The 16115-nt window shown below is 39.0% G+C and carries 11 protein-coding genes, 3 tRNA genes and 3 rRNA genes; 16 read left to right on the plus strand and 1 reads right to left on the minus strand.

Annotation, left to right across the window (positions count from 1 at the left end):
- The first annotated feature begins 17 nt into the window (after positions 1 to 17).
- From ACMGE9_RS08235 to tsaD, 16 genes are all read left to right on the plus strand, one after another.
- Positions 18 to 1016, plus strand: a complete 999-nt coding sequence (locus ACMGE9_RS08235) for a SpoIIE family protein phosphatase (protein ID WP_414044477.1) — start codon at positions 18 to 20, stop codon at positions 1014 to 1016.
- A gap of 87 nt (positions 1017 to 1103) precedes the next feature.
- Positions 1104 to 1430, plus strand: coding sequence for an anti-sigma factor antagonist (locus ACMGE9_RS08240; RefSeq protein ID WP_414042325.1), 327 nt, complete (start codon positions 1104 to 1106; stop codon positions 1428 to 1430).
- 1 nt (position 1431) lies between these two features.
- Positions 1432 to 1878, plus strand: a complete 447-nt coding sequence (rsbW, locus tag ACMGE9_RS08245) for an anti-sigma B factor RsbW (protein ID WP_414042326.1) — start codon at positions 1432 to 1434, stop codon at positions 1876 to 1878.
- A gap of 4 nt (positions 1879 to 1882) precedes the next feature.
- Positions 1883 to 2650 (plus strand): RNA polymerase sigma factor SigB, encoded by a 768-nt coding sequence (gene sigB, locus ACMGE9_RS08250; RefSeq protein ID WP_414042327.1) that lies wholly within the window; start codon positions 1883 to 1885, stop codon positions 2648 to 2650.
- A gap of 82 nt (positions 2651 to 2732) precedes the next feature.
- Positions 2733 to 4883, plus strand: a complete 2151-nt coding sequence (locus ACMGE9_RS08255) for a Tex family protein (RefSeq protein WP_414042328.1) — start codon at positions 2733 to 2735, stop codon at positions 4881 to 4883.
- Positions 4873 to 5322, plus strand: coding sequence for a SprT family protein (locus ACMGE9_RS08260; protein ID WP_414042329.1), 450 nt, complete (start codon positions 4873 to 4875; stop codon positions 5320 to 5322). The genes ACMGE9_RS08255 and ACMGE9_RS08260 overlap by 11 nt, the downstream gene beginning before the upstream one ends.
- 167 nt (positions 5323 to 5489) lie before the next feature.
- Positions 5490 to 5561, plus strand: a tRNA-Glu gene (locus ACMGE9_RS08265).
- A gap of 137 nt (positions 5562 to 5698) precedes the next feature.
- Positions 5699 to 5781: transfer RNA gene (locus ACMGE9_RS08270), tRNA-Leu, on the plus strand.
- A gap of 28 nt (positions 5782 to 5809) precedes the next feature.
- Positions 5810 to 5883, plus strand: a tRNA-Gly gene (locus ACMGE9_RS08275).
- Between the two features lie 131 nt (positions 5884 to 6014).
- Positions 6015 to 7568: ribosomal RNA gene (locus ACMGE9_RS08280) — 16S ribosomal RNA — on the plus strand.
- A 249-nt stretch (positions 7569 to 7817) separates the two neighbouring features.
- Positions 7818 to 10739: ribosomal RNA gene (locus ACMGE9_RS08285) — 23S ribosomal RNA — on the plus strand.
- Between the two features lie 92 nt (positions 10740 to 10831).
- Positions 10832 to 10946 (plus strand): 5S ribosomal RNA (gene rrf / locus ACMGE9_RS08290).
- The 16S, 23S and 5S rRNA genes sit together here with 3 tRNA genes alongside, the layout of an rRNA operon.
- Before the next feature lie 212 nt (positions 10947 to 11158).
- On the plus strand, positions 11159 to 11629 hold the full coding sequence (gene tsaE / locus ACMGE9_RS08295; RefSeq protein WP_414042330.1) for a tRNA (adenosine(37)-N6)-threonylcarbamoyltransferase complex ATPase subunit type 1 TsaE: 471 nt from the start codon (positions 11159 to 11161) through the stop codon (positions 11627 to 11629).
- Entirely contained in the window at positions 11601 to 12269 is a 669-nt protein-coding gene (gene tsaB, locus ACMGE9_RS08300; RefSeq protein ID WP_414042331.1) for a tRNA (adenosine(37)-N6)-threonylcarbamoyltransferase complex dimerization subunit type 1 TsaB, read from the plus strand. The genes tsaE and tsaB overlap by 29 nt, the downstream gene beginning before the upstream one ends.
- Before the next feature lie 5 nt (positions 12270 to 12274).
- Positions 12275 to 12697, plus strand: a complete 423-nt coding sequence (rimI, locus tag ACMGE9_RS08305) for a ribosomal protein S18-alanine N-acetyltransferase (protein ID WP_414044478.1) — start codon at positions 12275 to 12277, stop codon at positions 12695 to 12697.
- Positions 12694 to 13692, plus strand: coding sequence for a tRNA (adenosine(37)-N6)-threonylcarbamoyltransferase complex transferase subunit TsaD (tsaD, locus tag ACMGE9_RS08310; protein ID WP_414042332.1), 999 nt, complete (start codon positions 12694 to 12696; stop codon positions 13690 to 13692). The genes rimI and tsaD overlap by 4 nt, the downstream gene beginning before the upstream one ends.
- 445 nt (positions 13693 to 14137) lie before the next feature.
- On the opposite strand, the gene ACMGE9_RS08315 is transcribed toward tsaD, so the two are convergent.
- Entirely contained in the window at positions 14138 to 16054 is a 1917-nt protein-coding gene (locus ACMGE9_RS08315; RefSeq protein ID WP_414042333.1) for an ABC-F family ATP-binding cassette domain-containing protein, read from the minus strand.
- Positions 16055 to 16115: the final 61 nt, after the last annotated feature.

The raw sequence follows: 16115 nt of genomic DNA on the forward strand, positions 1-16115 counted from the left end.
AAATTTTCATGCGCCAAATTGATAAGATTGTTTCGAGGTATTCTGAAATCTTGAATCAATACATAGAAAATAGAGATGAATCGGCTTTAGAAGACGTTCAGGCGTTGAGTTTCGAAGCAATAGAACTAGATATTTCACCTGAAGAGATTGTTATACTACATAAAGATATCGTTATTGAGGCAGGTTATAATGCCATCGAACAGCATTATGCAATGGATGTATTAACAGAGATGATTATCGGATTTGGCTTTACGTATCGTGATTATAAAGCACTTGTTAAAGTAATGGAAGCACATGATAAAGAAATGGATGTAGCGGCAAGTTTACAAACAACGATGCTTAAGACACAAATTCCACATTTGAATAACGTACAAATTGGTGCGATTAGTGTGCCTGCTCATCGCGTAAATGGTGACTATTTTAACTTGATTGATCATAAAGATGGCACGATGAGTTTCGCGGTAGCTGATGTCATCGGTAAGGGTATCCCTGCTGCACTCGCTATGAGTATGATCAAGTTCGGTATGGATTCATACGGTCATAGTCAGTTGCCGAGTGATGGATTAAAGCGATTAAATCGTGTTGTTGAAAAGAATGTAAACCAAAATATGTTTGTCACAATGTTTTATGGTTTATATGAAGAAATTAACAATAAATTTTATTATGCTTCGGCAGGACATGAACCAGGTTATATATATAGAAAAAATACTGATACTTTTGAAGAATTAGATGCAAGAGGATTAGTACTAGGTGTACATCCATCAACACGTTATGACCAAGAAGAGCTAGAATTAGAAATTGGCGATATGGTTATTGTTTATACGGATGGAGTATCAGAAATCAGACATTTGAATGGTGAATTTATTAGTACAAAAGATTTATTGAAAATCATTTATCAATATAAAGATCTTCACCCGCAAGATATTGTACAAGTAGTATATGAACAACTTATAACGATTGGCGACCCTAAAAAGAGAGATGACTTAACGATATTAATCATAAAAAGATTAAAATAATGCGTTTATGTTATGACATACAGGGTATTTCTATCAATAATAAGCTTTAAGTAGTATAATTATTTTTTTGATTTAAGGAGAATGAAAATGAACTTAACTATCGATTCGGTTGAAAAACAAGGGTATTATCAAATAAAAGTAGCTGGGGAATTAGATGTCGCTACGGTACCACAATTACAAGAAGTATTAGTACCAATAAGAACAACGGGGACTCATGATATACACTTACATATCGATGAAGTAACTTATATGGACAGTACAGGTCTAGGGTTATTTGTAGGAACATTAAAGGAATTAAACAAGAATAATAAAGAATTATATGTTTTAGGTGTAAATAGCCGTATTGAAAGATTATTTGATATTACTGGTCTAAAAGAATTAATGCACGTCAACCAACCGGTGGAGGTAGATTAATATGGAAAAAACTTACGATTACGTAGAAATGAGATTTCCTGCTGCTGCTGAATATGTTGGTTTAGTGCGTTTAACTTTATCAGGGATTCTAAACAGAGCTGGCGCATCATATGATGATATTGAAGACACAAAGATTGCAGTCAGTGAAGCTGTGACTAATGCTGTTAAACACGCATATAAAGGTGACGTAAAAGGAGACGTATTAGTCGGTTACGTTATATTCGAAGATAAAGTGGAAGTGATAGTTTCAGATTCTGGCACAAGCTTTGACTATGAACGAGCAAAATCTGAACTTGGCCCATATCAAGAAAATGAAAATGTTGATTTCATTCGTGAAGGTGGATTAGGCTTATTCTTAATCGAATCATTAATGGACGAAGTTAATGTTAAGAAAGATAGCGGTGTTACGATTAGTATGACTAAGTATATTGCGGGGGAGCAGGTGTAACTTCATGGCAAGTTCAAATTATAATGATGTTACTCCAGAGGAGATTAATGCTTGGATAAAGCTTTATCAAGATACTAAAGATGAAATGGCTCAAAATGAACTCGTTATGCATTATAAGAAGTTAGTAGAGTCATTAGCCTATCGCTATTCAAAAGGTCAAAGTCACCATGAAGACTTAGTACAAGTGGGTATGGTGGGATTACTTGGAGCGATTAATCGATTCGATGTAAGTTTTGACCGTAAATTTGAAGCGTTTTTAGTACCAACTGTCATTGGAGAAATCAAACGTTATTTAAGGGATAAGACATGGAGTGTCCATGTTCCTAGACGTATTAAAGAAATTGGTCCTAAGATTAAGAAGGCAACAGATGAATTAACCAATGAACTGGGTCGTTCTCCTAAAATCATTGAGATTGCAGAATACATAGAAGCAACTGAAGAAGAAGTGTTAGAAGCGATGGAAATGGGGCAAAGTTACAATGCCTTAAGTGTCGATCATTCTATTGAAGCAGACAAAGATGGTTCAACGGTAACATTATTAGATGTTATGGGTGATACAGAAGAAGGATATGAATTGACTGAGAAACGTATGATTCTAGAAAAGGTATTGCCAATATTATCAGAACGAGAAAAAGAAATTATTCAGTGTACTTTTATTGAAGGGTTAAGTCAAAAAGAGACAGGTGAAAAGATTGGTTTAAGCCAGATGCATGTTTCAAGACTTCAACGTACTGCAATTAAAAAGTTACGAGATGCTGTGCAAAAGAGTTAAATTTTAAACTGCTGATAACAAGCGATTGTTTTCAGCAGTTTTTCTGTTGTGTTAAAATATACTTAATCTTAAGGAGGCAGCTATGCAAAAACATATTATTGAATTAATCATTGAAAAATTACCATTTAAGAGAAATCAAATAGAAGCTGTATTGAACTTGTTAGAAGAGAAAAATACAGTACCTTTTATTGCTCGTTACCGTAAAGAAGTAACAGGTGGGTTAGATGAAGTTGAAATTAAAGATATTGAAACGGAATATCGTTATATGGAAACACTTCAAAAACGTAAGGACGATGTCATACGCACAATTGAGTCACAAGGACTGTTAACAGAAGAACTTCGTAAAGAAATAATGGAACAAGTGAAACTACAACGTGTAGAAGATTTATATCGTCCATTTAAACAAAAGAAAAAAACACGTGCAACTGAAGCTAAACGTAAAGGATTAGAGCCGTTAGCGCAAATGATTTTATCTTTTGAAGGTAAAGATATCGCTAGCGAAGCTGCAAATTTTGTTGGTGAAGAAGTAGAAAATGTCGAAGCGGCAATAAGTGGTGCTATTGATATAATCGCAGAAATCATTTCAGATGAGCCGAAATATCGTGAGTATATTCTACAGTTTATTGAATCAAATGGATTTATTGTAACAACGAAGAAGAAAAAAGCTGAAGATGAAAAAGGTGTTTTTGAAATGTACTATGATTACTCTGAAAAAGTGAGTAAGATTGTACCGCACAGAACGCTTGCGATAAATCGTGGTGAAAAAGAAGGTATATTAAAAGTTAGTGTGGATGTTGATGATGCTCGGATTAAGTCTTATATACGCAAACAATTCATCAAAAAGGAAGTCGATTCAAATCAATATATCGATTTAGCGATAGAAGAAGCATTAAAGCGTTTAATTTTACCGTCAATCGAACGTGAAATTCGTAATGAGCTTACTGAAAAAGCAGAAACACAAGCGATTGATATTTTTGCGGTAAATTTAGAAAATTTATTATTACAAGCGCCTCTTAAAGGTAAGATAATTCTAGGTCTTGACCCAGCTTATCGAACAGGGTGTAAACTTGCAGTAATCAATAAATTCGGAACATTCGTTGAAAAATCAGTGATTTACCCACATCCACCAGTAAGTAAAATGTCAGAAGCGAAAAAGAAAATGCTTGAGTTAATTAATAAGAATAATGTTGAATTGATTGCAATTGGTAATGGGACTGCAAGTCGTGAATCAGAACAATTCGTAGCAGAGCTTATAAAAGAGAATAAACTAGACGTTAAGTATATTATCGTTAACGAAGCTGGTGCCTCTGTTTATTCAGCGAGTGACTTAGCACGAAAAGAGTTTCCCGACTTTCAAGTTGAAGAAAGAAGTGCCGTTTCTATTGGACGACGCGTACAAGATCCATTATCTGAACTGGTAAAAATCGATCCAAAATCAATCGGAGTGGGTCAATATCAACACGACGTTAACCAAAAGGCCCTTAATGAAGCTTTAACTTTTGTAGTTGAAACAGCAGTAAATAAAATTGGAGTCAATGTAAATACGGCATCGGGACCATTATTGCAATATGTGTCGGGATTATCTTCGACAGTAGCTGATAATATTATTAAGCATCGTGAAGAAAATGGCCCAATCAAACATCATAAAGAAATTGCTAAGATTCCACGATTAGGTAAGAAAACGTTTGAACAAAGTATTGGGTTTATGAGGATACCAGATGGGAGTGAACCTCTAGATAATACCGGTATTCACCCAGAAAGTTATAAAGCTACTTATGAATTGATTAAATCTATTGGTCTAACAATTAATGATTTAGGAACTGATATATTAAAAGAGAAGCTGAATGCATTGAAGTTAGAAATAGTTTCTGAAGAATTATCCATAGGTATACCTACACTAGAAGATATTATAGCTGCATTGATTGCACCGGGACGCGATCCACGTGAAGACTTTGAAACACCATTATTAAAATCTGATGTTTTATCTATAGAAGATTTACGTAAAGGTATGAAGTTATCAGGTACAGTTCGTAATGTAGTAGACTTTGGTGCATTCGTAGATATAGGTGTAAAACAAGATGGACTCGTTCATATCTCTAAACTATCAAATAAGTATGTTAAGCATCCGACTGATGTAGTTTCAGTTGGGGATATTGTCGATGTTTGGATTGAAGATATTTTTGAAGACAAAGGGAAAGTCGCATTGACAATGAAAAATCCAAATGGAAAATAGGGATTTACAACAGTTGGTTGAGACTATTTCTATGGAATACTTCGGTAAGCCATTTGTGCATGATGCAGTTTTTAACAATAGATTACGTACAACGGGTGGACGTTATTTACTTAGAAGTCACAACATTGAAATAAATCCAAAACAGTATATAGCATTTGGTGAAGATGCATTGTCTGATATCATTAAACACGAATTAGTGCATTATCATCTTCATATAGAAGGAAAAGGATATCAACATCGTGACAAAGACTTTAAATTGTTATCTGAGAAAGTTGGTGCACCAAGGTATTGTGAAATGATTCCTTCTTTGAAAGGATATAAATATACTTATACATGTAAAAGATGTGGTCAAAATTATTTAAGAAAACGTCGCATGAATACAACAAATTATAAATGTTCGAAATGTTTTGGTAGGATATCATTAACAAAAATATGGTGAGGAGCAGCGTAGCATTAGTTACGCTGTTTTCTTTTGTGCATATTCGTGTCATTTTTATATGTATAATTGCCTAATTGAGAGAAGATTTACATTTAGTAATTTTTTTTGATAAAAAGTGTTGACTTTATATTCAAATCATTATAAGATTAATTTCGTTGTTGAAACACGGCCCCTTGGTCAAGCGGTTAAGACACCGCCCTTTCACGGCGGTAACACGGGTTCGAATCCCGTAGGGGTCACTTTTGATAATTTTACAATCTTAACAAAAGATTTAAGAAATTAAAAAAACTTTTAAAAAGTTGTTGACTTATTAATCAAAACATTATATACTTAATCTTGTCGTTAAAAGAGATGACAAGTGAAAGAATGCCAACACGCGATCGTGGCGGAACGGCAGACGCGCTAGGTTGAGGGCCTAGTTGGAGCAATCCAGTGGAGGTTCAAATCCTCTCGGTCGCACTTTAACACTTTTAACATATGATATAATGCGGGTGTAGTTTAGTGGTAAAACCTCAGCCTTCCAAGCTGATGTTGTCGGTTCGATTCCGATCACCCGCTCCATTAAATACTTAAAATGAACATTGAAAACTGAATGACAATATGTCAACGTTAATTCCAATAATTTGAGTGGACTTAGTTCACTCCCAAGAGTGATTGCCTCAAGCAATCAAAAGAGCATTATCAAACAAACTATTATGGAGAGTTTGATCCTGGCTCAGGATGAACGCTGGCGGCGTGCCTAATACATGCAAGTCGAGCGAATTGACAGAGATGCTTGCATCTCTCGATTTTAGCGGCGGACGGGTGAGTAACACGTGGGTAACCTACCTATAAGACTGGGATAACTTCGGGAAACCGGAGCTAATACCGGATAATATTTAGCTTCGCATGAAGCAAAAGTGAAAGACGGTTTTGCTGTCACTTATAGATGGACCTGCGGTGTATTAGCTAGTTGGTGAGGTAACGGCTCACCAAGGCAACGATACATAGCCGACCTGAGAGGGTGATCGGCCACACTGGGACTGAGACACGGCCCAGACTCCTACGGGAGGCAGCAGTAGGGAATCTTCCGCAATGGACGAAAGTCTGACGGAGCAACGCCGCGTGAGTGAAGAAGGTTTTCGGATCGTAAAACTCTGTTGTAAGGGAAGAACAAGTACGTTAGTAACTGAACGTACCTTGACGGTACCTTACCAGAAAGCCACGGCTAACTACGTGCCAGCAGCCGCGGTAATACGTAGGTGGCAAGCGTTATCCGGAATTATTGGGCGTAAAGCGCGCGTAGGCGGTCTCTTAAGTCTGATGTGAAAGCCCCCGGCTCAACCGGGGAGGGTCATTGGAAACTGGGAGACTTGAGTACAGAAGAGGAGAGTGGAATTCCATGTGTAGCGGTGAAATGCGCAGAGATATGGAGGAACACCAGTGGCGAAGGCGGCTCTCTGGTCTGTAACTGACGCTGAGGTGCGAAAGCGTGGGGATCAAACAGGATTAGATACCCTGGTAGTCCACGCCGTAAACGATGAGTGCTAAGTGTTGGGGGGTTTCCGCCCCTCAGTGCTGCAGCTAACGCATTAAGCACTCCGCCTGGGGAGTACGGTCGCAAGACTGAAACTCAAAGGAATTGACGGGGACCCGCACAAGCGGTGGAGCATGTGGTTTAATTCGAAGCAACGCGAAGAACCTTACCAAATCTTGACATCCTTTGACAACTCTAGAGATAGAGCTTTCCCCTTCGGGGGACAAAGTGACAGGTGGTGCATGGTTGTCGTCAGCTCGTGTCGTGAGATGTTGGGTTAAGTCCCGCAACGAGCGCAACCCTTATCTTTAGTTGCCATCATTAAGTTGGGCACTCTAGAGAGACTGCCGGTGATAAACCGGAGGAAGGTGGGGATGACGTCAAATCATCATGCCCCTTATGATTTGGGCTACACACGTGCTACAATGGATGGTACAAAGGGCAGCAAAACCGCGAGGTCAAGCAAATCCCATAAAACCATTCTCAGTTCGGATTGTAGTCTGCAACTCGACTACATGAAGCTGGAATCGCTAGTAATCGTAGATCAGCATGCTACGGTGAATACGTTCCCGGGTCTTGTACACACCGCCCGTCACACCACGAGAGTTTGTAACACCCGAAGCCGGTGGAGTAACCTTTTAGGAGCTAGCCGTCGAAGGTGGGACAGATGATTGGGGTGAAGTCGTAACAAGGTAGCCGTATCGGAAGGTGCGGCTGGATCACCTCCTTTCTAAGGATAATTACGGAAATCAAATCTTTAAGATTTGATAGGGATTAACATTGATATATTGTATTCAGTTTTGAATGTTTATATTTGACCTTCGGTCAATATGAAATATTCAATTGTACTTTGAAAACTAGATAAAGTAAGAAGAAATAAAAGATTTTACCAAGCAAAACCGAGTGAGTTCATATTTGAATTCTTAAAAAAATCGCGCGTTTATACATTTATGTATAAACATCACAATTATTAATAACAGATTAAGTTATTAAGGGCGCACGGTGGATGCCTTGGCACTAGAAGCCGAAGAAGGACGTTACTAACGACGATATGCTTTGGGGAGCTGTAAGTAAGCTTTGATCCAAAGATTTCCGAATGGGGAAACCCAGCATGAGTTATGTCATGTTATCCATATATGAATACATAGTATATGAGAAGGCACACCCGGAGAACTGAAACATCTAAGTACCCGGAGGAAGAGAAAGAAAACTCGATTCCCTTAGTAGCGGCGAGCGAAACGGGAAGAGCCCAAACCAAAGAGCTTGCTCTTTGGGGTTGTAGGACACTCAATACGGAGTTACAAAGGAACAATTTAGACGAATGACTTTGGAAAAGTCAGCCATAGAAGGTAAAGGCCCTGTAGTCGAAAAATTGTTCTCTCCTGAGTGGATCCTGAGTACGGCGGAACACGTGGAATTCCGTCGGAATCCGGGAGGACCATCTCCCAAGGCTAAACACTCTCTAGTGACCGATAGTGAACCAGTACCGTGAGGGAAAGGTGAAAAGCACCCCGGAAGGGGAGTGAAATAGAACCTGAAACCGTGTGCTTACAAGTAGTCAGAGCCCGTTAATGGGTGATGGCGTGCCTTTTGTAGAATGAACCGGCGAGTTACGATTTGATGCAAGGTTAAGCAGTATATGTGGAGCCGTAGCGAAAGCGAGTCTGAATAGGGCGAATGAGTATCAGGTCGTAGACCCGAAACCAGGTGATCTACCCATGTCCAGGTTGAAGTTCAGGTAACACTGAATGGAGGACCGAACCGACTTACGTTGAAAAGTGAGCGGATGAGGTGTGGGTAGCGGAGAAATTCCAATCGAACCTGGAGATAGCTGGTTCTCTCCGAAATAGCTTTAGGGCTAGCCTCGTGTGATGATTATTGGAGGTAGAGCACTGTTTGGACTAGGGGCCCCCCTCGGGTTACCGAATTCAGACAAACTCCGAATGCCAAATAATTTAACACGGGAGTCAGACTGCGGGTGATAAGGTCCGTAGTCGAGAGGGAAACAGCCCAGACCACCAGCTAAGGTCCCAAAATATATGTTAAGTGGAAAAGGATGTGGCGTTGCCCAGACAACTAGGATGTTGGCTTAGAAGCAGCCATCATTTAAAGAGTGCGTAATAGCTCACTAGTCGAGTGACGCTGCGCCGAAAATGTACCGGGGCTAAACATATTACCGAAGCTGTGGATCCGTAAGGATGGTAGGAGAGCGTTCTAAGCAGCGTCGAAGCATGATCGTAAGGACATGTGGAGCGCTTAGAAGTGAGAATGCCGGTGTGAGTAGCGAAAGACGGGTGAGAATCCCGTCCACCGATTGACTAAGGTTTCCAGAGGAAGGCTCGTCCGCTCTGGGTTAGTCGGGACCTAAGCCGAGGCCGAATGGCGTAGGCGATGGATAACAGGTAGATATTCCTGTACCACCTAAGATTGTTTGAACGATGGGGGGACGCAGTAGGATAGGCGAAGCGTACTGTTGGTTATGTACGTCCAAGCACTGAGATTGAATATTAGGCAAATCCGGTATTCATTAAGATCAAGGTGTGATGGGGAGCGAAATTATAGTAGCGAAGTCGTTGATTTCACACTGCCAAGAAAAGCCTCTAGTTAGAAATTAGGTGCCCGTACCGCAAACCGACACAGGTAGTCAAGATGAGAATTCTAAGGTGAGCGAGCGAACTCTCGTTAAGGAACTCGGCAAAATGACCCCGTAACTTCGGGAGAAGGGGTGCTTTTTAGGGTGCAAGCCTTGAAGAGCCGCAGTGAATAGGCCCAAGCGACTGTTTATCAAAAACACAGGTCTCTGCAAAACCGTAAGGTGACGTATAGGGGCTGACGCCTGCCCGGTGCTGGAAGGTTAAAAGGAGTGGTTAGCATCTTGCGAAGCTACGAATTGAAGCCCCAGTAAACGGCGGCCGTAACTATAACGGTCCTAAGGTAGCGAAATTCCTTGTCGGGTAAGTTCCGACCCGCACGAAAGGCGTAACGATTTGGGCACTGTCTCAACGAGAGACTCGGTGAAATCATAGTACCTGTGAAGATGCAGGTTACCCGCGACAGGACGGAAAGACCCCGTGGAGCTTTACTGCAGCCTGATATTGAAATTCGGCACAGCTTGTACAGGATAGGTAGGAGCCTTTGAAACGTGAGCGTCAGCTTACGTGGAGGCGTTGGTGGGATACTACCCTGGCTGTGTTGACTTTCTAACCCGCACCACTTATCGTGGTGGGAGACAGTGTCAGGCGGGCAGTTTGACTGGGGCGGTCGCCTCCTAAAGAGTAACGGAGGCGCTCAAAGGTTCCCTCAGAATGGTTGGAAATCATTCGCAGAGTGTAAAGGCACAAGGGAGCTTGACTGCGAGACCTACAAGTCGAGCAGGGTCGAAAGACGGACTTAGTGATCCGGTGGTTCCGCATGGAAGGGCCATCGCTCAACGGATAAAAGCTACCCCGGGGATAACAGGCTTATCTCCCCCAAGAGTTCACATCGACGGGGAGGTTTGGCACCTCGATGTCGGCTCATCGCATCCTGGGGCTGTAGTCGGTCCCAAGGGTTGGGCTGTTCGCCCATTAAAGCGGTACGCGAGCTGGGTTCAGAACGTCGTGAGACAGTTCGGTCCCTATCCGTCGTGGGCGTAGGAAATTTGAGAGGAGCTGTCCTTAGTACGAGAGGACCGGGATGGACATACCTCTGGTGTACCAGTTGTCGCGCCAGCGGCATAGCTGGGTAGCTATGTATGGACGGGATAAGTGCTGAAAGCATCTAAGCATGAAGCCCCCCTCAAGATGAGATTTCCCAACTTCGGTTATAAGATCCCTCAAAGATGATGAGGTTAATAGGTTCGAGGTGGAAGTACAGTAATGTATGGAGCTGACGAATACTAATCGATCGAAGACTTAATCAATTTTATAGATTTTTTATTCGGGATTGCCGAGTAATATCTAATTTCTTCTTACTTATCTAGTTTTGAAAGTATAATTTATTATCTTTCATTTATCTGGTGACGATGGCAGAGAGGTCACACCTGTTCCCATACCGAACACAGAAGTTAAGCTCTCTAGCGCCGATGGTAGTTGGTCTTACGATCTGCGAGAGTAGGACGTTGCCGGGCAATTCATAAGAGATCCTTCGGGGTCTCTTTTTTTGATTTTATTTGTGGAAATTTTGAGTGGTCGAAATATAGCTTAATCGGCTCACTCAATTCATAATTACTTAAATTTATAAGCTACTAAATTAGAACTCTGTTCATTATCCATCAATCAACTACATTTATATGGATGATTCGTGATACAATAATAGATAATTGAAAATAGGTGAATATAAATGGAATTACTAATCAATTCAATAGAAGAAACTCAAAAAATTGCTGAGACAATTGCAAGATTTTCAAAACCACAAACAGTAATATTATTAAAAGGTGATTTAGGTGTTGGCAAAACAACCTTTAGCCAGTATTTTGGAGCAGGTTTAGGGGTAAGCAGTATTATCAATTCTCCTACATTTAATATTATAAAATCATATGAAGGTCGTATGCCATTTCATCATATGGATTGTTATCGTTTAGAAGGGGCTGAAGATGATTTAGGTTTTGATGATTATTTTTATGGTGATGGGGTTACATTAGTAGAGTGGCCACAAATGATTACTGATTTCCTACCTGATGATTATTTAACATTAGAAATTGAACGTATTGATGAAACAAGAAGATTGTTTAAACTAAGTGCAAAAGGCACACGTTCAATAAATTTAAAGGAGCAAATTGAGCATGAAACTGTTACATATAGATACGAGTAATCAACCTTTATCCGTTAGTATCACAGATGGTAATGAAGTATTAGCTGAATTTAATAGTGGAATGCGCATCAACCATTCTATAACTATGATGGCTCAGATTGAATCGTTGTTAGCATACACAAGTTTAGAAATGGAAGATATTGAAGGGATTGTTGTAGCGAAGGGACCAGGTTCATACACGGGTTTACGTATAGGGGTAACAGCGGCTAAAACTTTGGCGTATACATTGAAAATTCCTTTATATGCAATTTCAAGTTTAGCAGCAATTGCAGCTACTGTTAGAATGCATGAATTTTTATTAATCCCTGTGATTGATGCAAGACGTAGCCATGTTTATTCTGGAATTTATCGTTATAAAGGTGTGAAATTAGAACGTATTGAAGAGGATATGTATATATCTATTGATGATTTAAATCAAAAATTAAGAGAGCAACACCTACCTTATTTATTTATTGGAATGGATGCTGAAAAGCTTGCTGATCAACTTAAAGGACCTAATTATTACTGCATTCCTCGAAGTGCAGAAATGAGACGGTTAATTACAGAAGAGCATATGGTAGATGTAGATACGTTTGAACCTACGTATTTAAGAATTTCGGAGGCTGAGCGTAATTGGCAGAGCAACCAGGACTCACAATAAGAAAGATGATGTTGGAGGATGTGCCAGCAATCTATGAAATTGAAAAGAAGGCTTTTCCATCAGGTTCATGGAAATTAGATGCTTTTTATCATGAATTAGAAAAAAATGAATTTGCGCATTACTTTACCATGACACAAGATGATGAAGTAATTGGTTATTTAGGAATGTGGATTGTCATTGATCAGGCTCAAATTACGACAGTAGCTATTGATGAGTCGCTGCGTGGGAAAGGTTATGGCAAGTTGTTATTAGAGTATGTTATGAATTATGCACGTTTAACGTGTGAAATGATGAGTTTAGAAGTACGAGAAGAAAATTTAGCAGCACGTCGGTTATATGAGTCATTTGGATTTACTTATGGCGGTGTGAGACGTGACTATTATGGTCCGAATCAGGATGCAAAAGTGATGTGGGTGAAATTAAAATGAATGATGTAACTATATTAGCTATAGAAACGAGTTGTGATGAGACTGCCGTAAGCATTGTCAGAAATGGATACGACGTGTTGAGTAATGTAGTGAACAGTCAAATCGAATCACATAAACGCTTTGGAGGAGTTGTACCTGAAGTTGCAAGTCGACACCATGTTGAAAATATTACAATTGTTATTGAAGAAGCTATTGCAACATCAGAATTAACTTGGGATGACATCGATGCAGTGGCAGTTACTGAAGGGCCTGGATTAATCGGTGCGTTACTTGTAGGAATAAATGCGGCTAAAGCATTAGCATTGGCGCATAAAAAACCGTTAATACCTGTACATCATATTGCAGGACATGTATACGCTAATCATATTGAAGAAAGGTTAACGTTTCCGTTACTTGCATTAGTAGTATCTGGTGGTCATACAGAACTAGTAGTCATGAAAGATCATTTAAATTTTGAAATCATTGGACAAACACGTGATGATGCGGTTGGTGAAGCATATGATAAAGTAGCAAGAACAATTAATTTACCTTATCCGGGGGGGCCTCACGTGGATCGTTTGGCTTTATTAGGTGAGGATAACTTAAACTTACCACGTCCGATACTTGAGGGATATGACTTTAGCTTTAGTGGACTAAAAAGTGCGGTGATTAATACATTGCATAATAAAAATCAAAAAGGTGAAACGTATAAACCTGAAGATGTGGCAGCAAGTTTTCAAGCAAGTGTTATTGATGTATTAACGGAAAAAACGTTTAAAGCACTACAAGCGTATGATATTAATCAACTATTGATTTGTGGTGGTGTTGCAGCCAATAAAGGATTACGTGCACGCATGACTGATAGATGTGCAGAGAAAGGCATCAAATTGATGATACCAAGATTCGAATTATGCACAGACAATGCCGCGATGATTGGTGCAGCGGCATATTATCAATTTATAAAACAAGACTTTGCAGGTATGAACTTAAACGGTAGATCAAATATTGAACTATAATCTTAAAGAGACAGCGCAAAAAAATGCGCTGTCTCTTTTTTAATGCATAATTGCAACACAGCCATTTAATAGAACTGTGAGTATAATTGAAAGTAGTATTGAAAGAATAATGCTACCTAAACAACTTCTAGGGAATCGATACATATTAATACTCCTTTTCTTACGACATAGAATATATGGATATTATGTATATACCTCATATGAAAGTAAATAATCTCGTTCATAATATATTTATGTATTGTTTTTAACCACGCGAACATATGTACTTGTACACAACTTGTGCACAAAATGTGGATAACTATAAGTCAATAGGGAGTATTACACGAATAAAAGCATTGGTTCATATCATTATTTTGTGGATAAGTCTAATAACTTTGTGGATTACTGTTTTAAAGGGATTTTTCATGTGTATAACTTTGTGCACAAAAAAACCGGCATTTGCCGGCTAATTTTCAAGTGCTAATTCTAGTTCAGTCCAATGTTCGACCATTTGTTCTAGTTTATTATTGAGTACGACTAATTCTTGATTTAAGGTGTACGACTTTTCATGGTCATTATATACATCGGGTTGTGTCAATTGTTCTTCAAGTTCTGTAATTTTCTTTTCGATCTCTTGAATCTCTTTTTCAGTAGTCTCTAACTGACGCTCAAGTTTACGTCGTTCCTTTTGATTCGCTTTAAACTCGTTGTTGTTTGCTTCTTTTACTGTTTGGTTTGTATTTTGTTCTATTAAACTTTCATGCGCTACACGTTCTTCTTCTTTTTCGATAAAGTAAGAGTAGTCACCAAGGAACAGCTTGCCACCATTGTCTGTCATTTGGAATATCTTTGTTGCAATTTTATTGATGAAATAACGATCATGACTGACAAACAGTAATGTACCTGGATAATGGATGAGTGCTTCTTCTAACACTTCTTTTGCGTCGATATCTAAGTGGTTAGTAGGTTCATCAAGAATTAACACATTATTTTCTTCTAGGCTGAGTTTTGCGAGTTGGAGTCGCGCTTTTTCACCACCAGATAAATCATTAATAATTTTTTTTACATCATCTTGCACGAATAGAAAACGCCCGAGTACAGTACGAATATCTTTTTCTGGCATCGTTGGATAGTATTGCCATAGCTCTTCTAGCACAGTATTGTTTGATGAGAATTCGGCTTGTTTTTGGTCATAATAACCGATTGAAAGATTTGCGCCATAATGAATTTCACCATGTAATGCTTCTAAATGTTTTGCAATTGTTTTAATTAAGGTTGTTTTACCGATACCATTTGGACCGATAAATGCAATAGCATCTTGTTTTTTAATATCTAAGTTCAAATGTTCAGCAAGTGGCGTATCATATCCAATCGCTAAGTTATTAATACGAAGGACGTCATTCCCCGTTTCTTTTTGAATGTTGAAACGTAAGTTCATTGAATGATCGTCTTGTTTTGGAATATCAATCTTCGTCATTTTTTCTAGCACTTTTCGACGTGATTTTGCCATGCCACTCGTTGATGCACGTGTTATATTTTTTTGGACGAACGTTTCAAGTCGTTTAATCTCAGTTTGTTGACGTTCATATTGTGCTTGCATCTTTTCATAAAATTGATCACGCTGTTCGATGAATTTTGAATAGTTTCCAACATACTTTTGAACTTGACCAAGTGCTACATCATAAACTGTGTTGACGACTTTGTCTAAGAAGTATCGGTCATGTGAGATGATAACAATTGCGCCGCTATAGGTCGTTAAATAGTTTTCAAGCCATGCTGTTGTATCCATGTCTAGATGGTTGGTCGGTTCGTCGAGTAGTAATAAATCTGGATTGTGTAACAACATCTCAGCTAAGGCAAGACGTGTCTTTTGACCACCTGAGAAAGTATTAATTTTTTGGTCAAAATCTTCAGGTTTGAAGTTTAGGCCGGATAAGACAGTTTTAATTTTTGTTTCATAAAGGTAGCCATCTTGTGCTTCAAATTTCTGCTGAAGTTTTTCGTAGCTGGTTAGTTTTTCTTGATATGCCTCAGTGTTTGCATTGTGGCTTTCTTCGCTTAAATACTGTGCGATTGAGTTTAGCTCTTGTTGCATTTTATCTAAATGAAGAAACGGTTTTTTCATTGCTTCATAAACTGTGCCTTCAGCGTTTAAAGTCATTTGTTGTGTTAGATAGCCAAGATTGATATTCTTCGTCATCGATAGATTACCTGAGTCGAAATCTTCAGTTCCGGCAAGAATCTTCATTAATGTTGTTTTGCCTGCGCCGTTTCTACCGACGATAGCAATGCGATCATTTGATTTAACTTCAAATTTTACATTTGAAAATATATTTTCACCTGAGTAGGATTTAGTTAAATTACTAGCTTGTAATAATATCAAGTTGTTTCACCTCTCTTTCATTGTACATGAAGAGTGATAACGTGGGAATATTTTAATCGAT

The organism is Macrococcus animalis, assembly GCF_047425875.1.
Lineage (GTDB): Bacteria > Bacillota > Bacilli > Staphylococcales > Staphylococcaceae > Macrococcoides > Macrococcoides animalis.